Annotated in this window: 18 protein-coding genes; 2 read left to right on the top strand and 16 right to left on the bottom strand. The window is 65.1% G+C overall.

The annotated features are described in order from the left end of the window. Positions 1-130 precede the first annotated feature (130 nt). From ftsA to coq7, 15 genes are all read right to left on the bottom strand, one after another. Positions 131-1,363, bottom strand: coding sequence for a cell division protein FtsA (gene ftsA / locus DOD19_RS00920; RefSeq protein ID WP_024979178.1), 1,233 nt, complete (start codon positions 1,361-1,363; stop codon positions 131-133). Next, positions 1,360-2,271 carry a cell division protein FtsQ/DivIB gene (locus DOD19_RS00915; RefSeq protein WP_024979179.1) on the bottom strand — a complete coding sequence of 304 codons (912 nt, stop codon included), beginning with the start codon at positions 2,269-2,271 and terminating at the stop codon, positions 1,360-1,362. The genes ftsA and DOD19_RS00915 overlap by 4 nt, the downstream gene beginning before the upstream one ends. A gap of 37 nt (positions 2,272-2,308) precedes the next feature. Next, on the bottom strand, positions 2,309-3,304 hold the full coding sequence (locus DOD19_RS00910; protein WP_045204764.1) for a D-alanine--D-alanine ligase: 996 nt from the start codon (positions 3,302-3,304) through the stop codon (positions 2,309-2,311). Next, positions 3,301-4,752, bottom strand: a complete 1,452-nt coding sequence (murC, locus tag DOD19_RS00905) for a UDP-N-acetylmuramate--L-alanine ligase (RefSeq protein WP_112183582.1) — start codon at positions 4,750-4,752, stop codon at positions 3,301-3,303. Before murC ends, DOD19_RS00910 begins: the two co-directional genes overlap by 4 nt. A gap of 14 nt (positions 4,753-4,766) precedes the next feature. Further along, positions 4,767-5,867 (bottom strand): undecaprenyldiphospho-muramoylpentapeptide beta-N-acetylglucosaminyltransferase, encoded by a 1,101-nt coding sequence (gene murG / locus DOD19_RS00900; protein ID WP_112183580.1) that lies wholly within the window; start codon positions 5,865-5,867, stop codon positions 4,767-4,769. Beyond that, positions 5,864-7,105, bottom strand: coding sequence for a putative lipid II flippase FtsW (gene ftsW, locus DOD19_RS00895; protein ID WP_112183578.1), 1,242 nt, complete (start codon positions 7,103-7,105; stop codon positions 5,864-5,866). The genes murG and ftsW overlap by 4 nt, the downstream gene beginning before the upstream one ends. After that, entirely contained in the window at positions 7,102-8,601 is a 1,500-nt protein-coding gene (gene murD, locus DOD19_RS00890; protein WP_204360016.1) for a UDP-N-acetylmuramoyl-L-alanine--D-glutamate ligase, read from the bottom strand. The genes ftsW and murD overlap by 4 nt, the downstream gene beginning before the upstream one ends. A 143-nt stretch (positions 8,602-8,744) precedes the next feature. Next, on the bottom strand, positions 8,745-9,914 hold the full coding sequence (mraY, locus tag DOD19_RS00885) for a phospho-N-acetylmuramoyl-pentapeptide-transferase (protein ID WP_024979185.1): 1,170 nt from the start codon (positions 9,912-9,914) through the stop codon (positions 8,745-8,747). A 15-nt stretch (positions 9,915-9,929) separates the two neighbouring features. Then, positions 9,930-11,366, bottom strand: coding sequence for a UDP-N-acetylmuramoyl-tripeptide--D-alanyl-D-alanine ligase (murF, locus tag DOD19_RS00880; RefSeq protein WP_112183574.1), 1,437 nt, complete (start codon positions 11,364-11,366; stop codon positions 9,930-9,932). Next, entirely contained in the window at positions 11,363-12,907 is a 1,545-nt protein-coding gene (locus DOD19_RS00875) for a UDP-N-acetylmuramoyl-L-alanyl-D-glutamate--2,6-diaminopimelate ligase (protein ID WP_112183572.1), read from the bottom strand. The genes murF and DOD19_RS00875 overlap by 4 nt, the downstream gene beginning before the upstream one ends. Beyond that, positions 12,904-14,691 (bottom strand): penicillin-binding protein 2, encoded by a 1,788-nt coding sequence (locus DOD19_RS00870; protein WP_112183570.1) that lies wholly within the window; start codon positions 14,689-14,691, stop codon positions 12,904-12,906. Before DOD19_RS00870 ends, DOD19_RS00875 begins: the two co-directional genes overlap by 4 nt. Beyond that, on the bottom strand, positions 14,688-15,032 hold the full coding sequence (ftsL, locus tag DOD19_RS00865) for a cell division protein FtsL (protein ID WP_112183569.1): 345 nt from the start codon (positions 15,030-15,032) through the stop codon (positions 14,688-14,690). Before ftsL ends, DOD19_RS00870 begins: the two co-directional genes overlap by 4 nt. A 19-nt stretch (positions 15,033-15,051) precedes the next feature. Then, positions 15,052-16,011: a 16S rRNA (cytosine(1402)-N(4))-methyltransferase RsmH gene (gene rsmH / locus DOD19_RS00860; protein ID WP_112183567.1), complete on the bottom strand. Its 960-nt coding sequence runs from the start codon at positions 16,009-16,011 to the stop codon at positions 15,052-15,054. A gap of 9 nt (positions 16,012-16,020) precedes the next feature. After that, positions 16,021-16,449 carry a division/cell wall cluster transcriptional repressor MraZ gene (mraZ, locus tag DOD19_RS00855; RefSeq protein ID WP_024979191.1) on the bottom strand — a complete coding sequence of 143 codons (429 nt, stop codon included), beginning with the start codon at positions 16,447-16,449 and terminating at the stop codon, positions 16,021-16,023. Positions 16,450-16,831: 382 nt separating this feature from the next. Beyond that, complete coding sequence (gene coq7, locus DOD19_RS00850) at positions 16,832-17,482, bottom strand: 2-polyprenyl-3-methyl-6-methoxy-1,4-benzoquinone monooxygenase (RefSeq protein ID WP_112183564.1); 651 nt, start codon at positions 17,480-17,482, stop codon at positions 16,832-16,834. A gap of 380 nt (positions 17,483-17,862) precedes the next feature. Here coq7 and DOD19_RS00845 point away from each other — a divergent pair, with 380 nt between their 5' ends. Both DOD19_RS00845 and DOD19_RS00840 read left to right on the top strand, forming a co-directional pair. Then, positions 17,863-19,044 (top strand): porin, encoded by a 1,182-nt coding sequence (locus DOD19_RS00845; protein WP_024979193.1) that lies wholly within the window; start codon positions 17,863-17,865, stop codon positions 19,042-19,044. 186 nt (positions 19,045-19,230) lie between these two features. Further along, on the top strand, positions 19,231-20,547 hold the full coding sequence (locus DOD19_RS00840) for an MFS transporter (protein ID WP_112183562.1): 1,317 nt from the start codon (positions 19,231-19,233) through the stop codon (positions 20,545-20,547). A gap of 21 nt (positions 20,548-20,568) precedes the next feature. Here DOD19_RS00840 and arfB read toward each other — a convergent pair whose 3' ends face one another. After that, a complete protein-coding gene (gene arfB, locus DOD19_RS00835; protein WP_009241618.1) occupies positions 20,569-21,003 on the bottom strand; it encodes an alternative ribosome rescue aminoacyl-tRNA hydrolase ArfB in 435 nt (144 codons plus the stop codon). Positions 21,004-21,044 lie beyond the last annotated feature (41 nt).

Below are 21,044 nucleotides of genomic sequence, written 5' to 3'. Positions count from 1 at the left end.
AGAAGTGATCAGTCCCAGACGATGCAGCCTCCCCGCCGCAACTCCTGGTTCCTGAACAAAAAACATCAAAACAAGAAACTCAACTTGCTCCCCCCAGGGAGCACATCGTCAACACCCAGCACACACGTGCTTAGAAGTTGCCGATGAACCATTCCTTCATGCGCGTCCAGATCTGCTTGGCCGACCCTGACTGCACGACGACCTTGCGTCCGCGCACGCGCTGCACGCGACCTTCCTGCAGCAAGCCCATCACCGTGGCGTAACGCGGGCTCTTCACCACCTCGTGCAGGTTGCCGCGGTACTCAGGCACGCCCACGCGTACTGGCTTCAAGAACATGTCTTCACCCAGCTCGACCATGCCCGGCATCATTGCGGTACCGCCAGTCAGGACCACGCCGCTGGAGAGCAGTTCCTCGTAGCCGGATTCGCGCACCACCTGATGCACCAGCGAGAACAGCTCTTCCACACGCGGCTCAATCACAGCGGCCAGCGCCTGGCGCGAGAGCGTGCGCGGGCCGCGATCACCGACGCCTGGCACGTCGATCATCTCGTCCGGATCGGCCAACACCTGCTTGGCGATGCCGTACTGGATCTTGATGTCTTCTGCATCCGGCGTTGGCGTGCGCAGAGCCATGGCGATGTCGTTGGTGATCTGGTCACCGGCGATGGGAATCACGGCCGTGTGGCGGATCGCACCTTCACTGAAGATGGCGATGTCGGTCGTGCCGCTGCCGATGTCGACCAGCACCACACCGAGTTCCTTCTCGTCTTCGGTCAGCACCGCCAGGCTTGAAGCCAGCGGCTGCAGGATCAGGTCATGCACTTCCAGCCCGCAGCGGCGCACGCACTTGACGATGTTCTGCGCTGCGCTGACGGCGCCCGTCACGATGTGCACCTTCACCTCAAGCCGGATGCCGCTCATGCCGATCGGCTCGCGCACGTCTTCCTGGCCGTCGATGATGAATTCCTGCGTGAGGATGTGCAGGATCTGCTGATCGGTCGGGATGTTGACGGCCTTGGCGGTCTCGATCACGCGCGCCACGTCGGTGGAGGTGACTTCCTTGTCCTTGATCGCAACCATGCCGCTCGAGTTGAAGCTGCGGATGTGGCTGCCCGCGATGCCGGTGAAGACCTCGCTGATCTTGCAGTCGGCCATCAGCTCCGCTTCTTCGAGCGCTTTCTGGATCGACTGGACGGTCGCCTCGATGTTGACAACCACGCCCTTTTTCAGCCCCTTCGATTCGGTCTGGCCCATACCGATGACCTCGTAGGCGCCGTCAGGACGCAGCTCGGCCACCACCGCCACCACCTTGGAGGTGCCGATGTCCAGCCCGACCAGAAGATCCTTGTATTCCTTGCTCATCGCGTTTTCTCTGTGCTTCGCGTTGCTTTGTTGTTGGCCGCCGGCTTACCCCCCAGCGTGGCTTTCGGCTTTGCAGCACCGCTGGTGCCATTCGCGGTGCCGGGCAACTTGCCCCCCTTGGCCAGCACCGCGGCCTGCGCATCGGTCAGGAAGCGCACACCCGCCGCCCGAACTGCGAATCCGTTCGGATACCGCAGATCGGCGTATTCGATCTGACCGCCCCAGCGCTTCGTCACCTCGGGCCACGCACGCACAAAACGGCGGGCACGCGCGGCCAGCGCTGTGCGGTCATCGTCATTCAGTTCGCGGCCCAGCTCGATGACCGTGCCGTTGGACAACCGCGCGCGCCAGGCGTAGCGGTCGGTAAGGGTCACGCTCAACGGCTCGACATTCATCGGCTTGAACCACTCGGTCATGGTCTCCAGCTTGTCGACCACGTCCTGTTCAGTACCTTCGGGACCGGCCAGCGCAACGAGGTCGGTGTCGTCTTCGGCTTCAGCCAGGTTGGCCACGAAGACTTCGCCATACGTGTTGACCAGCTTGCCGGACTCATTGCCGCCCCAGGTGCCCAGGGCTTCGTGTTCCTGCACTTCGACCAGCAGCCCGTTGGGCCACACGCGGCGCACGCTCGCACGTCGCACCCACGGCACGGATTCGAACGCGGCGCGCGCATCGTCCAGATTCAACGAGAAGAAATTGCCGCGCAGCTTGGCCAGCGCGTTGGCGCGCAGACTGGGCACATTCACGTGGCGCAACTCGCTGCCGGCCATCGGCATCACACGCACCTGTTGCAGCTGGAACATCGGTCGCTGCATCAGCCAGACCGCCCCAACACCCAACGCACCAAGCGCAAGCAGCGCATATAGCGCGCTCGCGACGGCGTTGAGGAGACGGGTGTTGTGCCACATAACGTTGTGTTGTCCGGTTTCGCTGACGTTGCGTTGATTACTCTGGTTTCCAGTCGGTGCTCGCGTGCAGCTCCAGCGATGCACTCGCCGCCAGTTGCAACACGAAATCTTCATAGCTGATACCAGCAGCGCGTGCGCCCATCGGCACCAGCGAATGGCCAGTCATGCCCGGCGACGTGTTCATTTCCAGCAGGAACGGCGCGTTGTCGGACTTGCGCAGCATGATGTCGGCGCGGCCCCAGCCGCGGCAGCCCAGCCCGCGATATGCCTGCACCACCAGCGCCTGCACGCGGGCGGCCACGTCGGCGGGAATCGGTGCCGGGCATTCGTAGCGCGTGTCGTCGGTGAAGTACTTGTTCTGGTAGTCGTAGTTGGCCTGCGGCGCGACGATGCGAATGAGCGGCAATGCGGTGGCGCTCTCGCCCTCGCCGATGATCGGGCAGGTCAGCTCGTCGCCTTCGATGAACTGCTCGGCCATCACGTCGCGGTCCAGGCGCGCGGCCTTTTCGTAGGCGGCGGGCAGCTCGGCGGCGCTCGTGACCTTGGTCAGACCGATCGACGAACCTTCGCGCGCCGGCTTGACGATCAGCGGCAGGCCAAGGCGGTCGGCCACGGCTTGCCAGTCGGCACCGGCATGCAACATCACGAAATCGGGCGTGGGCAGGCCGTGGGTCTGCCATTGGCGCTTGGTGGCTTCCTTGTCCATCGCCAGCGCAGACGCGAGTACGCCGCTGCCGGTGTACGGAATGCCGAATTGCTCGAGCAGGCCCTGGATCGTGCCGTCTTCGCCAAAGCGGCCATGCAGCGAGATCACCACGCGGTCGAACCCTTGCTTGGCCAGATCGGCCACGGCCTGCAGGCCCGGGTCGAACGGGTGCGCATCGACGCCGCGCGCGCGCAGCGCAGCCAGCACGCCGTTGCCGGACATCAGCGAGATTTCGCGCTCGGCGGACCGGCCGCCCATGAGCACGCCCACCTTGCCGAGGGACTTCGGGTCGATCGTCGGATTCGGAACAAACGGACCGGTCGTCATGCTGCGGCGCCTCCGTTCAGATCCACGACGTTTGCCGTGCGCGCCTGCGCCTGCAACGCAACCACTTGACCGGGCACCTGCCCGATCGATCCCGCACCCATGGTGATCACCACGTCGCCGTCCTGCGCTGCATCCAGAATCGCTTGCGGCATGTCTTCGATCTGCTCCACGAAGACCGGCTCGATCTTGTTGGCCACGCGCAGCGCACGCGTCAGCGCGCGGCCGTCGGCGGCGACGATGGACGGTTCACCGGCGGCGTACACCTCGGCCAGCAGCAGCGCATCTACGGTGCCGAGCACCTTCACAAAATCTTCGAAGCAATCGCGCGTGCGGGTAAAGCGGTGCGGCTGGAACGACAGCACGAGGCGGCGACCGGGGAACGCACCGCGCGCTGCGGCCAGCGTGGCGGCCATCTCGACGGGGTGGTGGCCGTAGTCGTCGATGAGCGTGAAGCGGCCCTTGCCGTCAGCGGTCGGCACTTCGCCGTAACGCTGGAAGCGGCGGCCCACGCCGTTGAACTCGGCCAGCGCCTTGACGATGGCCTCGTCCGGCACTTCCAGTTCGGTGGCGATTGCAATGGCGGCCAGCGCGTTCTGCACGTTGTGCATGCCCGGCAAGTTCAGCGTGATCGACAGCGGCGGCTCGGCATGGCCGTTGAGCTGGCGGATCACGGTGAATTCCATCCGGCCATCGACGGCGCGCGCATTGACGGCACGCACTTGCGCATCTTCGGCAAAGCCGTAGCGCACAACAGGCTTGGAGACGAACGGCAGAATTTCGCGCACGTTCGGGTCGTCCACGCACAGCACGGCAATGCCGTAGAACGGCAGCCGTTGCGTGAACTCGATGAAGGCCTGCTTCAGGCGCGCGAAGTCGTGCCCGTAGGTGTCCATGTGATCGGCATCGATATTGGTGATGACCTCGATCACGGGGAACAGGTTGAGGAACGACGCGTCGGATTCGTCCGCCTCAGCGACGATGAAATCGCCCGTGCCCAGCCGCGCGTTGGCGCCGGCCGAGTTCAGGCGGCCGCCGATCACGAAGGTCGGGTCCAGGCCGCCTTCGGCCAGCACGGAGGCGACCAGGCTGGTGGTCGTCGTCTTGCCGTGCGTGCCGGCAATGGCGATGCCCTGCTTCAGGCGCATCAGCTCAGCCAGCATCACCGCACGCGGCACGATGGGGATGCGCTTGGCGCGCGCGGCCAGCACTTCCGGGTTGTCGCCGCGCACGGCGGTGGAGACGACCACGGCATTGGCCCCGATTACGTGCTCCGGCGCATGGCCCTGCATGATCGTCGCGCCGAGCGTTGCCAGGCGCTGCGTGGTCGCGCTGCTGCCCAGATCCGAGCCTGTCACGCGGTAGCCCAGATTCAGCAGCACCTCGGCGATGCCGCTCATGCCTGCGCCGCCGATGCCTACAAAATGGATGTTCTTGACGATGTGCTTCATATCGATTCGATTCCCTATGCCCGTGCCACCGCTACACACACGTCGGCGACACGCTCGGCCGCTTCGGGCCGTGCCTGCTCACGTGCTTTAGCCGCCATATCGGCCAATTGAGCACGCGTCAGGGACGCGAGTGTATCTGCCAGCGATGCCGGACCCAGTTCCTGCTGCGACACCAACAGCGCCGCACCGCGTTCGGAGAGGAAGCGCGCGTTGGTGGTCTGGTGATCGTCCACGGCATGCGGGAACGGCACGAACAGCGCCGCGACACCAGCCGCGGCCACTTCTGAAACAGTCATTGCGCCCGCACGGCAGATCACGAGATCGGCGTGCGCATACGCGGCCGCCATGTCGTCGATGAAGGGCACGGGCTGCGCGTGGGTATCGTCAATGCCGGCGGCTGCATAGTTGGCGCGCAGCGTGTCGATCTGCTTGGCGCCCGCCTGGTGGATGACGATCGGGCGCGTATCGGCCGGCAGCAACGCCAGCGCCTTGGGCACCACATCGTTGAGCGCCGCCGCGCCCAGACTGCCGCCCACGACCAGCACGCGCAGCGGACCGGTTCGCTCGGCGTAGCGCGCTTGCGGCGAAGCCAGCATGGCCAAGTCGGCGCGAATCGGGTTGCCGACCCACTCGGCGCCGGACAGCGCATTCGGAAACGCGCAGAGCACGCGATCGGCCACGCGCGCGAGCACGCGGTTGGCCAGACCTGCGATGGAATTCTGTTCGTGCAGCACCAGCGGGCGCCCCAGCAGCACGCTCATCATGCCGCCCGGGAACGTGATATAGCCGCCCATGCCCAGCACCACGTTCGGACGCACACGGCGCACCACGCCGAGGCTCTGCCAGAACGCGCGCAACAGGTTGAGTGGCAACAGAAACTTGGTGAGGAGGCCCTTGCCGCGCACACCACCAAACTGCACCGACTCCAGAGGGAACCCGTGCTTGGGCACCAGTTGCCCTTCCATGCCGTTCGCGTTGCCGAGCCACACCACCCTCCAGCCGCGCGCCGCCAGCAGCTTGGCCACTGCAAGTGCGGGGAAGATGTGACCGCCTGTACCGCCGGCCATGACGAGGAGCGTGCGCGGCGACAGATCGGCCGAAATGCCTGCCGTCATACCTTGCCTCCACGCATCAGCACGCGGTTTTCATAGTCGATACGCAGCAACAGCGCGAGCGCCACGCAGTTCATCAGGATGCCCGAACCACCGTAGCTGACCATCGGCAGCGTCAGGCCCTTGGTCGGCAGCAGGCCGAGGTTCACACCCATGTTGATGAAGGCCTGCCAGCCGATCCAGATACCCAGGCCCTTGGCGACCAGACCGGCGAACGTGCGGTCGAGCTGCAACGCGGTGCGGCCGATCTCGAACGAGCGACGCACCATCCAGTAGAACAGCAGGATCACGATCAGCACACCGACAAAGCCCAGTTCCTCGCCGATCACAGCCAGGATGAAGTCGGTGTGCGCCTCAGGCAGGTAGTGAAGCTTTTCGATGCTGCCGCCCAGGCCGACGCCGGTCCACTCGCCACGGCCGAACGCGATGAGCGAGTGCGTGAGCTGGTAAGCCTTGCCCTGTGCGTATTCTTCTTGCCAGGGGTTCAGGTACGCGAAGATCCGCTCGCGCCGCCAGGGCGACGCCACGATCAGCAGCGAGAAGGTCGAAATTGCCGTCAGTACCAGCCCGCCGAACAGCTTGCCGTTCACGCCGCCCAGAAACAGGATGCCCATGGCCACGGCCGCGATCACCAGGAACGCGCCCATGTCCGGCTCCAACAGCAGGAGCGAGCCGACAAACGCCACGGCCACGCCCATCGGCAGGAAGCCCTTGCGCACGCTCTGCATCCAGTCCTGCTTGCGCACGGTGTAGTTGGCGGCGTACAGCACCACCGCCAGCTTCATCAGCTCGGACGGCTGGAAGTTCATCACGCCCAGCGGCAGCCAGCGGCGCGCGCCGTTCACGCCCTTGCCCACGTGCGGGACGAGCACGATCACCAACAGCACCAGCGCGATGATGAATAGCTTCGGTGCGTACTTGTCCCAGAACTTGACCGGAATCTGGAATGCGACGATCGCGCCGATGAGCCCGATCACCAGCGAGAAAATGTGGCGAATCAGGAAGTGCCCGTTGCTGTAGTTGGCGTACTTGGGCGAATCCGGCAATGCGATCGACGCGGAATACACCATCACCAGCCCGAGGCCGAGCAGCACGATCGCCACCCACATCAGCGGCTGGTCGTACTCCATCATCTTCGAGCGCGTGGGCTTGACCCCCGAAACAGCATCGCGCAGGCCTTCCCACGCATTGCCGATGGTCGCGCCGATGAAGCCGCTGCGCTTGATCTGGGTGTCGCTCATAGGAGGACTCCTCGGTCTGCCGCCAACGCGGCCACGGCCTCGTGGAACACCTGGGCGCGGTGTTCATAGTTGCGGAACATGTCAAAGCTGGCACACGCCGGCGACAACAGCACGGCATCGCCCGGTTGCGCGTGCGCGGCGGCTTCCTGCACGGCGACTTCCAGCGTCGGGGCATCGACCAGCGTGACGCCGGTATTGGCCAGAGCCTCGCGAATCAGCGGCGCATCGCGGCCGATCAGCACGACGGCGCGCGCGTATTGCGCGACCGGCTCTGCCAGCGGCGAGAAATCCTGACCCTTGCCATCGCCACCCGCGATCAGCACGACGTGCTTGGACAAGCCCGAGAGTGCAGCTACCGTGGCGCCGACGTTGGTGCCCTTGCTATCGTCGAAGAATTCGATATCGTCAAACGCGGCGATCAGCTCGACGCGGTGCGGCTCGCCGGCGTAGTCGCGCAGGCCGTGCAGCAGCGCGCTCACCGGCAGGCCGATCGCCCGGCACAGTGCCAGCGCAGCCATCGCGTTGGTCGCGTTGTGCAAGCCACGGATGCGCAGTGCGTCGGCGGGCATCAGGCGCTTGAGGCGCACCGGCACCGGCGCGGCCGGCACGTTGTCGCTTTTCTTGCGGCGCGTGGGCTTGGGCAGATCGTCCTCATCGACTTCGGCCAATACGATCCAGGGCATGCCGCCATCGCGCAGCAGGCCGAGCGCATCGGGCGTGCCCGGCTCGTCGATACCGAACGTGATATCGCCGCCCTTCTTGCTGGCGAATGCCATCACGCCGGCGTCCTGACGGTTCAGCACACGCACGGTGTTGGCGCCGAAGATACGGCCCTTGGCTGCGGCATAGGCGTCCATCGTGCCGTGCCAGTCGAGGTGGTCCTGCGTGATGTTCAGGACGGTGGCGGCATCGGCGTCCAACGTGTGCGTGGTTTCGAGCTGGAAGCTGGAAAGCTCGAGCACCCACACGTCGGGCAGCGTGCCGGCGTCAACGCATTCGCCGAGCTTATCGAGCGCCGACGGGCTGATGTTGCCTGCCACGCCGACAGTCTTGCCGGCGCGCTCCACCAAGGCGCCCGTGAGCGCCGTGGTGGTCGTCTTGCCGTTGGTCCCGGTGATGGCCAGCACGCGCGGCGTGTAGCCTTGCGCGGCCTTGAGACCCGCCAACGCGCGGGCAAACAATTCGATCTCGCCCCACACCGGCACGCTGCGCGCATTGGCGGCGCTCAGCAGCGCGGCGACGTTGGCATCCAGCGGCGACAGCCCGGGGCTGATCGCCACCAGCGCCACATCGTCCAGCAGCGACACGACGAACGGACCGCTAACGAATTCGGCATCCGGCACGTGTGCACGCAGTGTCGGCAGGTTGGCCGGTGCCTCGCGCGTGTCCGCCACACGCACTCGCGCGCCATGACGGGCACACCAGCGCGCCATTGCCAAGCCGGACTCACCGAGACCGAGCACCAACACCACCGGCGAGTCGAAGTCGCCGAACATGCGCGGCGCCTGCGCGGTTTCAGCGGCGGGCATCGGCTCGGCAGAATCGAGCGTCGCAACAACGGCGTCCACGGCCGCTTCCGGCTGCGTGGCGTCCATGTCGTCCGGGCTGATCGATTCGGTCATGTCGGTCATGTCCGTGTTCACCGCAGCTTCAGGGTCGACAGGCCGATCAGCACCAACATCATGGTGATGACCCAGAAGCGCACGACCACTTGCGTTTCCTTCCAGCCGGAGAGCTCGAAATGGTGATGCAGCGGTGCCATGCGGAACAGGCGCCGGCCCTCTCCATAACGCTTCTTGGTGAACTTGAACCACGTGACCTGCAGCATCACGGAGACGGTCTCGGCTACGAAAATGCCGCCCATGATGAAGAGCACGATTTCCTGACGCACGATCACGGCGATCGTGCCCAGCGCGCCGCCAAGCGCCAGCGCGCCAACGTCACCCATGAACACCTGCGCCGGATGCGCGTTGAACCAAAGGAAGGCAAGCCCCGCCCCGGCCATCGCCGAGCAGAAGATCAGCAGCTCACCTGCGCCCGGAATGTGCGGGAACAGCAGGTACTTGCTGTAGACGGCACTGCCCATCACGTAGGCAAACACGCCCAACGCACTGCCCACCAGCACGACCGGCATGATGACCAGGCCATCGAGGCCATCGGTCAGGTTCACGGCATTGCTGGAACCGACGATCACGAGGTACGTCAGGATGATGAAACCGAACACGCCCAGCGGGTAGCTGATCTCTTTGAAGAACGGCACGATCAGGTGCGACTTGGCCGGCAGGTTCAGTGACAGGCCGCTGCGCACCCAATCCATGAACAGCTCAAGCACGCGCATGTTGCTCGTCTCGGACACCGAGAACGCCAGATAGGCCGCCGCAAACAGGCCGATCACGGTCTGCCAGAAGAACTTCTCGCGCGAAGACATACCCTTTGGATCGCGGTGCACGACTTTGCGGTAGTCATCCACCCAGCCGATCGCGCCATAGCCAAGCGTGACCAACAGCACGATCCAGATGAAGCGGTTACCCCAGTCCGCCCACAGCAGCGTCGACACGGCAATGCCGATGAGCACCAGCACACCGCCCATGGTGGGCGTGCCGGCCTTGACCAGGTGCGTCTGCGGACCGTAGCTGCGCACAGCCTGCCCGACTTTCAGTTCCGTCAGGCGACGAATCACAAACGGCCCGAACCCGAGGCCGATCACCAGCGCCGTGAGAGATGCCATCACGGCGCGGAACGTCAGATAGTTGAAGACGCGCAGGAAGCCGTAGTCGTTCTGCAACCATTGCGCCAATGCCAATAACATGGGTTCTTGCTTCCCTTAATGCTGCTGTTGTGTGCTGGAACCGGCCGACAAATCCGCAACCGGGTCTTTCAAGACCAGCGCTTCCACAATGCGTTCCATCCGCATGAAGCGCGAGCCCTTCACCAATACCGTCGCGGCCGGCGCAATGGCGGGCACGCCGTGTTCAATCAAGTCCTCCGCCGACGCAAAATGCTGCGCGCCTGCGCCGAATGCGTCGACCGTGTGGCGCGCAAGCTCGCCGGTTGCCAGCACTGCGTCGATGCCGTGCTCGCGCGCGTAAGCGCCGATTTCTTCGTGGAAAGCCGGGCCCTGCGAACCAACCTCGCCCATGTCACCCAGCACCAGCCAGCGCGGCGCCGGCAGCGTGACGAGCGCATCGATCGCCGCGCGCATCGAATCCGGGTTCGCGTTGTATGTGTCGTCGATGACGAGGCCGCCGTGCGTGCCCTGCTTGCGCTGCAGCCGCCCCTTGACCGGAGCAAAGTTGCCCAGCGCTTGTGCGATCACCTCGGGAGCGACACCGGCCGCCAGCGCGCATGCCGTCGCGGCCAGCGCATTGCGTGCGTTGTGCAGACCGAGCAGCGGCAAGGTGATGACGAAGCGCTGGCCAGGGGCCTGCACATGAATGCGTTGACCGTCGGCGGTGTCCACCACCGTGCCTGTCACAGCCCCGGCCTCGATACCGAAATCGAGCACGCGGCGCGCACCGGCCGCGGCCTGCCACACCGGCGCATATTCGCCACCGTTGGCCGCGTCGCGCGGGAACACCCCCACGCCATCGGCCGGCAACGCTGCCAGCACGGCGGCGTGTTCTTCAGCCACCGCTTCCACGCTGACCATGAATTCCTGGTGCTCGCGCTGGGCGTTGTTGATCATCGCCACGGTCGGCTGGGCAATGGCGGCCAGCACGGCCGTCTCGCCCGGATGATTCATCCCGAGTTCGAGCACGGCCAGCTTGTGTTGCGCGTTCAAGCGGAACAGCGTGAGCGGCAGGCCGATGTCGTTGTTGAAGTTGCCGGCGGTCGCCAGGCGGGCGTCTTCACCCACGGCCTGCGCGAAGACCGCGGAGATCATTTCCTTGACCGTGGTCTTGCCGTTGCTGCCTGTCACGGCGACGACGGGAATCGGGAACTGGCGGCGCCAGCCGGCGGCAAGTTGGCCCAGGCCGATGCGCGTATCTGCAACGGTCAGCACGGCCACGTTGGTCACATCCAGCGTGGCAGCAGGTGCGCGCGACACCAGCACGGCGGCAGCGCCACGCGCGACCACCTCGGGCAGGAAATCGTGCGCATCGAAACGCTCGCCGATCAGCGCGACGAACAGGTCGCCGGGCTGCACGGCTCGGCTGTCAGTCGTCACGCGCAGGATCGCCGCGTCGGGGCCAGCCAGATGGGCGCCGGCCATCCAGGCAGCGGCGTCGGTGGCATGCATCATCACGGTCTGGGCGCTCATGCATTCACCCCGCGAGCTGCAAGCGCCAGGCGCACATGCTCCTGATCGGAGAACGGTCGCTTGCGACCGGCAATCTCCTGCGTCGATTCATGCCCCTTGCCGGCCACGACGATCACGTCATGCGCATCGGCGTGCCGCACGGCATGCAGGATGGCAGCCGCGCGGTCTTCGATCTGGGTGGCGGCACGCGGGTTGTCCATGCCGTCGGCGATCTCGTCGAGGATGTGCTGAGGATCTTCGCTGCGCGGGTTGTCGGAGGTCAGCACAACGTGCGGCGCCAGGCGCTCGGCGATGGCGCCCATGTGCGGACGCTTGCCGGGGTCGCGGTCGCCGCCACAGCCGAACACGGCCCACAACTTGCCGCCGCGCGCCTCGGTAATCGGCCCAAGCGCACGCAGCGTCTGCTCCAGCGCGTCGGGCGTGTGGGCGTAATCGACCACCACCAGCGGACCGTCTTCGCCGCCGAAACGCTCCATGCGGCCGCTCACGGGTTGCAGCTTTTCCAGGCGCGCGATGGCGTCCTGCCACGGCACGCCAGCGGCCAGCAATGCGCCCAGCACACCGAGAAGATTCGATACGTTGAACAAACCCACCGTGGGCGCATGGACGGTTGCATGGCCAAAACTGCCGTCCACGTCGAATGTCGTTCCGGTGCGGTGCGCACGCACGTTGCTGGCGCGCAGCCATTGCTTGGCACCGTGCCGCGCAGCGGCTTCGCCGTCGATGCCGTATTCGATGGTTTCGACATCGGCTCGGGCGCTCTGCAGCAAGCGCACACCGGCTGCGTCGTCGCGGTTGATGACGGCTGCACGCAGGCCCGGCCAGCCGAACAGGCGCGCCTTGGCGAGTTCGTACTCGGCCATCGTGCCGTGGTAGTCGAGGTGATCCTGCGTGAGGTTGGTGAACACCGCGATGTCGAAGCAAGTGCCATCGACGCGGCCTTGCTCCAGACCATGCGACGACACTTCCATGGCGATGGCGCGGGCACCCGCACGGTGCAGATCGGCGAGGCTGTGCTGCAGCTGGATGGCATCCGGCGTGGTAAAGCCGGTAGCGGCCAGCGCATCGACAAACCCGGTGCCGAGCGTACCCACCACTGCGCAACGCTGGCCGTGTTTGGTCAGCGCCTGCGCAATCCATTGCGAACAAGATGTCTTGCCGTTGGTGCCCGTCACGCCAATCACACGCAAGGCGTCCGGGCCCGGCACGCCGTACCACTGTGCCGCCAGCGGCCCGGCCAGTTCAGCCAGACCGTCTACGGGCAGGATGCGCACGGGCGCGTCTGCGGGCATTGCATAGCCATGGGCTTCGGCCAGCACGGCGGAAGCGCCAGCCTCGATCGCCTGCGGAATATGCGGACGGCCATCGCCGCGCTGGCGCACATTGCCGAGCACGTAGGCGACGAACACGTCGCCGGTCTTGAGCTTGCGCGTGTCGCTGGTGAGGTCGGCACCCGCCGGCGCCTGGGCGCGCAGCCAATCCACCACGGGCGCGAGGCGCGCGGCGATGGTCGGGCGGTCAGAGGTGGGCTTGGTTGTCATTGCAGCCCCCCCACCGGCTCTTCCGGCACGTCCGGGGTCATCACGAGTTGTCGCACCGGCGAATCCGGCGGCACGTTCAACGCGCGCAGGGTGCCACCCACGATTTGGGAGAACACGGGGCCGGCCGCGCCGCCGCCATAGCGGTTACCCACGGTGGGCTCGTCCACGCTCACCGCCACGATGATGCGCGGGTTCGACATCGGCGCCAGGCCGATAAACGAGGCGCGATACTTCGAGCGGTCATAGCCGCGCCCGGTGTGCTTCCACGCTGTGCCGGTTTTGCCGCCGACGCGGTAGCCCATCACCTGGGCCTGCGGTGCGGTGCCGCCGGGCGCCGTCACGGTCTCAAGCATCTGACGGACCTGCCGCGCCACCTCCGGCGAAATCACGCGCTCGCCCTGCGGCGGCTGGCCATCAGTGCGGTACATCGTGATCGGGATCAGCTCGCCATCGTGCGCGAAGATGGTGTACGCATGTGCAATCTGGAACAGCGACACCGACAGGCCGTAGCCGTACGACATGGTCGCCTGCTCGATGCGGCGCCATTTGTTTGCCGGTCGCAGCCGCCCTGCCACCGCGCCCGGAAAGCCGATCTTCGGCGCCTGCCCCAAGCCAACGCTGGTGAACATGTCCCACATTTCCTGCGGCTTGAGCATCATCGCGATCTTGGTCGTACCGATGTTGCTGGAGTGCTGGATCACTTGCGCGACCGTCAGCGTGCCGTAGTTGCCGGTATCGGAAATGGTCGCGCCTTCAAAGCTGTATTTGCCGTTGGTTTGTACCAGCGTGGTGGGCGTCACGCGCTTGAGCTGCAGCGCCAGGCTGATGGTGATCGGCTTCATCATCGAGCCGGGCTCGAAGGTGTCGGTCAGCACGCGGTTGCGCAGTTGCTCGCCCGAGAGGCGGCTTCGGTCGTTCGGGTTGTAGGTCGGATAGTTGGCGAGCGCCAGCACCTCGCCGGTCTGCGCATCCAGCACGATCGCACTGGCGGCCTTTGCGCGGGTACGCTCAATGGCGGCCTTCAGTTCGTTGAACGTCAGGTACTGGATCTTGGCGTCGATCGACAGCGTCTGATCATGCCCATCACGCGGGGCCTTGAGCACCCCCACGTCTTCCACCACGCGGCCCAGCCGATCCTTGATCACCTGACGCTGGCCGGCGGCACCCGCGAGGTCGGACTCGCGCGCCAACTCCATGCCTTCCTGGCCTTTGTCCTCGACGTTGGTGAACCCGACGATGTGCGCCATCGCCTCGCCTTCCGGATAGAAGCGCTTGTACTCACGCGTCTGATAGATGCCTTCGATCTTCAGCGCGGCGATTTGGTCGGCCACCTCGGGCAGCACCTGGCGCTTGAGGTAGACAAAGCCTTTGTCTTCCCCCAGCTTGCCCGAAAGCTCCTTGTTGTTCATGTCAAGCAGCTTGGCGAGCTTCTTCATTTCTTCGCCAGGCACGTTGTTGGGCACGTCTTCCGGCACGGCCCAGATGGCCTTCACCGGCAGACTCGTGGCCAGCACCAGACCATTGCGATCGAGAATCTTGCCGCGCGTGGCCGGCAATTCCAGCGTGCGCTGGAAGCGCTTCTTGCCCTCGACTTCATAGAAGCGGTTGCCAGGACCTTGAATCCACAGCGCGCGGCCGATCAGTGCCAAGAACGCCGCGAACATCAGGAACACGACCAGCTTCGAGCGCCACATCGGCAGGCGCAGGCCAAGCACAGGGCTGGCAGAGAACTGGCCCAGGCGCGCGCGCGCCGTGGTGCCGTTGGACTTGCGTGCGCCGCTCATGGCTGTACTCCGGAAGCCGTGGGCGCGCTCGCCGCTGCCGAGGAAGCCCCGGAGCCCCCCCCTGCTGCCGGCAGATCGGCAAACCCCTGCAGATACTGCGTGCGACCCGCCTGCGCGGGCGACATCTTCAATTGCTTGCTCGCGATGTCGGCAATGCGAGCGCTCTTGCCCAGCGCGCTCTGCTCATACTGCAAGCGCGACCAGTCGGTGTTGAGTTGCTTCTCTTCCGCCTGCGCGCGATCCAGCGCGACAAACAGTTGCCGCGCCTGATGCTGTGCGTTGACCAGCGACAGCGCGCACAGCACCAGCGCAGTCAGCAGGAACATGTTCAGGCGGTTCATGGCGTGCGTCTCCGTCGGCTCAGCAACGCTCGGCCACGCGCATGATGGCCGAGCGCGCACGCGGGTTGGCCGACACCTCGGCCTCCGACGGCTTCACGCGGCCAAGCAGGCGCAACTGCGGCGCCGGCAGCTCATGCGCACGCAGCGGCGCCCGACGCAGTTCCGGCGCGGCGGATTGCTCCGGGCGCGCCAGGGCCTGCATAAAGCGCTTGACGATGCGGTCTTCCAGCGAATGGAAGCTGATCACGACGAGACGTCCCCCCTGCTCCAGGCGTTCAAAGGCGGCCTTCAGACCGGTTTCGAGGTCCGCAAGCTCTTGATTGACGTGAATCCGTAAAGCTTGAAAGGTGCGGGTCGCAGGGTCTTGGCCCTTCTCGCGTGTTTTGACGGCTTGCGCCACGAGCGCGGCAAGCTCGGATGTGCGATCGAGAGGACCTCGATCCCCGGATTGGCCCCGGCGAGCAACAATCGCCTTTGCAATCTGTACAGCAAACCGTTCTTCCCCATAGTCCCGTATCACCCTCGCAATGTCGCGCTCATCAGCCTCGGCCAGCCATTGGGCTGCGGTGATGCCGCGCGTGGTGTCCATCCGCATGTCGAGCGGGCCATCCATCCGGAACGAGAAGCCACGTGCGCCTTCGTCGATCTGCGGCGAGCTGATGCCGAGATCGAGCAGCACGCCGGCCACCCGTTCAATGCCGCGCGCATCCAGAGCCGAGGCCATCTGCGCGAAGCTGTCATGCTCAATAGCGAAGCGGGCATCCTCTACGGTGCCCGCTTCGGTGATTGCTGCCGGGTCCTTGTCGAAGGCGACAAGTCTGCCGCCGGGCCCCAGCCGTTCCAGGATGAGCCGGCTGTGCCCGCCTCTCCCGAAGGTTCCATCGATATAGATGCCGTCGTCGCGCCAGATGAGCGCATCGACCGCTTCGTCTAAGAGCACCGTCTGATGGCGCAGTCCCGTACTGGCTTGGGTTGTCATCGTGCGTCATCAAAAGGAGAAATTCTTGAGGGCGTCGGGCATGCCTTGCGCCATGGCGGCTTGCTCCTTCGCGGTGTACGTGGCGGCGTCCCAGACTTCGAAGTGGCTGCCCATGCCGAGCAGCATCACGTCACGTTCAAGGGAGGCAGCCGTGCGCAGTTCTGGGGTGATGAGGACGCGGCCGGCGGTATCGAGTTCGACATCGGCGGCGCTGCCCAGGAAGATCCGTTTCCACCAGTGGGCTTCCATCGGGAGCGCGGCGATGCGCTCGCGAAAGCGTTCCCACTCGGGGCGCGGAAACAGCATGAGGCAACCGTCCGGGTGCTTGGTCACAGTCACCCGGCCCTCGGCCTGCAGCTGGAGCGCTTCGCGGTGCCGCGACGGAATGGACATCCGCCCCTTGGCATCCAGCGTCAGCGCCGACGCACCCTGGAACACGTTGGTTTCTCTCTCCGTGTGGCGATTCGATCGCCACTCACCTTGCCGTCAACTGGCCTGCAAACAGCCTCTTTAAACCACAAAACTACACTTTCTGACACTGTTTCCCACTTTAGAGGAACGACTTTAGGCGGTCAAGGCTTGCGGAGGGCTGCGAGACGGAAAATTTGCAATCAGAACAATGACTTAGCGCACCCTCCCGGAGGAGACAAGTCACTTTTCCCAATCAAATGAAGGAGATAGCGTGGTTTATGCAGAAACCACGTGAGCGAATGGCGAGCGACCGCGCCCTCATACGAGGGCACAGACCGCAGGCGGCAAAGCTCGGGCGAATGGAGGAGCCAGCGCCGTGTCGTCGGGCCGTCGACCCGCCACACGCGCGTCAGATGCGATAGGCGGCGGTGGTCATGACGCGTGACGCGGCACGCATGGCTTGGCGGATCGGCGCAGGCAGATCAATGCCACCGGCCTGGCGCGCATTGTCGCCGTGGCGGATTTCGTCGTCGCGCATCTGGGCGACGATGGCGCGCGAGCGGGTGTCCTGCTCGGGCAATGCATCGAGATGGCCGTCGAGGTGATGCTCGACCTGGCGCTCGGTCTCGGCGACGAAACCAAGGCTGATCTTGTCGCCGAGGCGTCCGGCCACCGCGCCGATGGCGAACGCGCCGGCATACCACAGCGGGTTGAGCAGGCTTGGGCGGTCGTTCAGTTCCTGCAGGCGCTGGGCGCACCAGGCGAGATGGTCTTCTTCTTCGCGTGCGGCTTCGTCGAGCTGGGCCCGGATGACCGGGTCCCGGGCAAACAGCGCTTGCCCTTGGTACAGGGCCTGCGCGCAGACCTCGCCGACATGGTTCACGCGCATCAGGCCGGCAGCATGGCGGCGGTCGGCCTCAGAAGGCTTGGTCGCGTTATCGGTCCTGTCCGCGGAGGAGGACACGATAACGGCGTCAGCAGGGTTCGGTCGGCTGGCGCGGGTGACGCCTGCCACAGCGCGCAAAGCGCGGTCGAATTCGGGGATGAAGCGGTCGAGCATAGGTACGGGCACCGCCGGCAATGGCGTGCGGCGCGATCGCCATTGTAAAGCCGGCACCGCGCGGCACATTGCGTCCGGTCAGAACCTGGTAGACCAAACACTACTGTACGGGATAACCCTGTTGGCGCGCGGATCGCATCTAAAACCGCAAGGAATCGAGCACGCCTATCGCCGATCTATTTCAAATTCGGAAACAGCCTGTTGCCGAGATCAGACAGCAAACGCGCGTTTACGAACATTCGTTCGCAAATTTCGACCGAGCCCAGTACCGCGTTGCTACATTAGTCAGCGACTTCGTTTGAAAGTCATGGGGCGGGAAGACGAGAACGGAGGGTCTGCCCGCCACTGAACTCAATAATTAAAGATCTGGAGACCGACCGATGAAGAAATCGCTGCTGGCATTGGCAGTGCTGGGCACGTTTGCGGGTGTTGCGCAGGCTCAGTCGAGTGTGACGCTGTATGGCGTGGTCGACGCGAACGTCGAATACGTCAACCATGAGCAGGCCGTGACTGCGGCGGGGGTTGCCATTCCGGGCAGCAGCGGATCGCGCCTTGCGATGCAGGCGGGCGGCCTGTCTTCAAACCGCTGGGGCTTGCGCGGCGTTGAAGACATCGGCGGTGGGCTCAAGGGCCTGTTCGTGCTGGAATCGGGCTTCGGTATGGACACCGGCACGCTGCAGCAAGGTGGCCGTCTGTTCGGCCGGCAGGCGTTTGTGGGCTTGCAGGGCAACTGGGGCAAGATCACTCTGGGTCGTCAGTACACGACGATCTTCGACATGATGGCGAACTTCTCGCCGAGCGGTTATGCCACGCAGTGGGAGCCGGTGGTCGGCCTGCTGGGTGCGAACTTCCGCGAAGACAACATGATCAAGTACGGCGCTGCATTCGGTCCGCTGACGGTCGAAGCCCACTGGGCGTTCGGCGAGCGCACGGGCAGCAACACGGCCAACTCGGCCTACGGCGCCGGCGCGAACTACTTCGCTGGCCCGTTTGGCTTGGGCGTCGCGTATGACGAAGTGAAGGTGCTGACGGCCGCAGAAGCCCTGGGTCTGTCGGGCGGCAACGAATATGCCCGCGACAAGCGCGCTGCCATTGCAGCCAGCTACACCACGGGCCCGATCAAGGTGATGGCAGGCTTCCGCTATGGCAACACCGAAGCGCCCTCCAGCGGCGCCACAGCAGCACTGACGCCGCACCGCGACGACCTCTACTGGCTGGGCGTGAACTACCAGGCCACCCCGGCACTCGGCCTGACGCTGTCGTACTACTACGACAACATCAAGGAAGCGACCATCGGCGGCGCCACGATCAACCCGCGCAATCCGCAGCAGTGGAACTTCATTGCTGATTACAACTTCTCGAAGCGCACCGACGTGTACCTGACGGCCGCGTATTCGCGCAATGGCTCGCTGAACTGGGATTCGATCGGCTACGTGACCAACCCGGCAACGGGCGCACAAACGTCGGTAGGCTATCTGCCGGCTGCATCGCAGACGTACTTCATCACGCCGAACTCGGATAACCAGGTCGGTGTGGCCGTGGGTGTGCGCCACAAGTTCTGACGCACGCTTTGGTTTTTGCCCGCCGCCCCTCTCCTTGGCGGGCGCAGGAAGGCACCTTCGGGTGCCTTTTTGCATGGCCGCGCGCTATGCTCCTGCGTTCGAGCCCGCCGCCGGACAGCAAGACGGCAACACAACAGCGAGCGGCGCTTCATAACGACAACAACGCGAACCTTACCGGAGACCCGCATGTCCTCTTCGACATCTCCAACCATGGCGCCCGCCGCCCCCGGCGCGGCCGCCGACGCCAGCCGCTCGCGCATCGTCTTTGCGAGCTTCATCGGCACGGCCATCGAGTTCTACGATTTCTATGTCTATGCGACAGCCGCGGCGCTGGTGATCGGCCCCGTGTTCTTTCCGCATGGGTCTGCCACAGCCCAAGCGCTGTCGGCGTTCGTCACGTTCGGCATCGCGTTTATCGCGCGGCCGATCGGCTCGTTCCTGTTCGGCCACTTTGGCGATCGCATCGGGCGCAAGTCGACGCTGGTGGCGTCGCTGCTGGTGATGGGCATTTCGACCACGCTGATCGGGCTGGTGCCGGGATACGACAGCATCGGCACGCTCGCACCGATCCTGCTATGCGTGCTGCGCTTCGGGCAGGGCATCGGCCTGGGCGGTGAATGGGGCGGCGCAGCGCTGCTGGCCACGGAAAATGCGCCGGCCGGCAAGCGCGCGTGGTTCGGCATGTTTCCTCAGCTCGGCCCGTCGGTCGGTTTCCTGGCATCGAACGGCCTCTTCTTCGGGCTGGCGATCGCACTGTCGGACGAGCAGTTCCGCAGCTGGGGCTGGCGCGTGCCGTTCTTGGTCAGCGCAGTGCTCGTGGCGCTGGGCTTGTATGTGCGATTGAAGATCGCCGAGACCCCGGCCTTCCAGGCCGCCATCGATCGGCAGGAGCGCGTGAAGGTGCCCGTGGCCGAACTGCTGGCGCACCATTGGTGGCCGACGCTGCTGGGCGCGCTGGCCATGGTGGTCTGCTACACGCTGTTCTATATCTCGACGGTGTTCTCGCTGTCGTACGGCGTGGGCACGCTGCACTTCTCGCGCCCGAGCTTCCTGGGACTGCTGTGCCTGGCGGTGGTGTTCATGGGGCTGGCGACGCCACTGTCGGCGTGGGCGTCGGACCGCTTCGGGCGCAAGCCGGTGCTGATCGTCGGCATCATCGCGGCCATTCTGTCGGGCTTTACGATGGCGCCGCTGCTGGGTAGTGGCCAGACGCCGCTGGTAGCGCTATTCCTCATCATCGAGCTGTTCCTGATGGGCGTGACCTTCGCGCCGATGGGTGCGCTGCTGCCAGAACTGTTTCCGACCAACGTGCGCTACACGGGCGCCGGCGTGTCGTACAACCTCGGCGGCATCCTGGGCGCGTCGATTGCGCCGTATATCGCGCAGAAGCTTGCCGAGCAAGGTGGCCTGAGCTGGGTGGGCATGTATGTGTCGGCGGCCGCGGTGGTCAGCCTGATCGGTGTGCTCTGCATGCGCGAGACGCGCGATACCCGGCTGATGTAAGGACCCCCCATAGCAACGCGCTTAATCCCACGAGTGGCGGCCCGAGCGACCACGCTTGACGTCGCCACGCGCGCGCTTGCCTTCCAGACGGCGCGTCTTGGAAGCGCGCGTAGGCTTGGTGGCGATGCGCGACTTCGGCACCGAAAGCCCCGTCGCAATGAATGCGGCCAGACGTTCACGGGCGTCCTGGCGATTGCGGTCCTGCGTGCGAAACCGTTGCGCATCGATCACAATCACGCCTTCATCGGTCAAGCGCCGGTCGCGCTTTCCCAACAGGCGAGCCCGCAATGCCTCCGGCAACGACGGCGATTGGGCGATGTCAAAGCGCAACTCCACCGCCGTCGATACCTTGTTAATGTTTTGCCCCCCCGCCCCGCTTGCGCGCACAAAGCGCTCGACCAGCTCGGACTCCGGAATGGACAATTGGGGAGTGATTTTGAGATCGGTGCCGGGCATTGGGGCATTGTAGGAAAAACCGGGTTTTTCTGGAGATCAGC

This window comes from Ralstonia sp. GX3-BWBA (assembly GCF_003290055.1).
Lineage (GTDB): Bacteria > Pseudomonadota > Gammaproteobacteria > Burkholderiales > Burkholderiaceae > Ralstonia > Ralstonia holmesii.
Note: the sequence above shows the minus strand (reverse complement) of the source record. Positions and strands in the feature narration are given on the sequence as shown.

Bases quoted from the DNA above. Each gene is read 5' to 3' on its own strand.
- rsmH (WP_112183567.1), bottom strand. From the start codon at position 16,011: ATGACAACCCAAGCCAGTACGGGACTGCGCCATCAGACGGTGCTCTTA.
- arfB (WP_009241618.1), bottom strand. From the start codon at position 21,003: ATGCCCGGCACCGATCTCAAAATCACTCCCCAATTGTCCATTCCGGAG.
- DOD19_RS00915 (WP_024979179.1), bottom strand. From the start codon at position 2,271: ATGTGGCACAACACCCGTCTCCTCAACGCCGTCGCGAGCGCGCTATAT.
- DOD19_RS00870 (WP_112183570.1), bottom strand. From the start codon at position 14,691: ATGAGCGGCGCACGCAAGTCCAACGGCACCACGGCGCGCGCGCGCCTG.
- ftsA (WP_024979178.1), bottom strand. From the start codon at position 1,363: ATGAGCAAGGAATACAAGGATCTTCTGGTCGGGCTGGACATCGGCACC.
- coq7 (WP_112183564.1), bottom strand. From the start codon at position 17,482: ATGCTCGACCGCTTCATCCCCGAATTCGACCGCGCTTTGCGCGCTGTG.
- ftsW (WP_112183578.1), bottom strand. From the start codon at position 7,105: ATGAGCGACACCCAGATCAAGCGCAGCGGCTTCATCGGCGCGACCATC.
- DOD19_RS00840 (WP_112183562.1), top strand. From the start codon at position 19,231: ATGTCCTCTTCGACATCTCCAACCATGGCGCCCGCCGCCCCCGGCGCG.
- murF (WP_112183574.1), bottom strand. From the start codon at position 11,366: ATGAGCGCCCAGACCGTGATGATGCATGCCACCGACGCCGCTGCCTGG.
- murD (WP_204360016.1), bottom strand. From the start codon at position 8,601: ATGTTCGGCGACTTCGACTCGCCGGTGGTGTTGGTGCTCGGTCTCGGT.
- ftsL (WP_112183569.1), bottom strand. From the start codon at position 15,032: ATGAACCGCCTGAACATGTTCCTGCTGACTGCGCTGGTGCTGTGCGCG.
- mraY (WP_024979185.1), bottom strand. From the start codon at position 9,914: ATGTTATTGGCATTGGCGCAATGGTTGCAGAACGACTACGGCTTCCTG.
- DOD19_RS00910 (WP_045204764.1), bottom strand. From the start codon at position 3,304: ATGACGACCGGTCCGTTTGTTCCGAATCCGACGATCGACCCGAAGTCC.
- DOD19_RS00845 (WP_024979193.1), top strand. From the start codon at position 17,863: ATGAAGAAATCGCTGCTGGCATTGGCAGTGCTGGGCACGTTTGCGGGT.
- DOD19_RS00875 (WP_112183572.1), bottom strand. From the start codon at position 12,907: ATGACAACCAAGCCCACCTCTGACCGCCCGACCATCGCCGCGCGCCTC.
- murC (WP_112183582.1), bottom strand. From the start codon at position 4,752: ATGAAGCACATCGTCAAGAACATCCATTTTGTAGGCATCGGCGGCGCA.
- murG (WP_112183580.1), bottom strand. From the start codon at position 5,867: ATGACGGCAGGCATTTCGGCCGATCTGTCGCCGCGCACGCTCCTCGTC.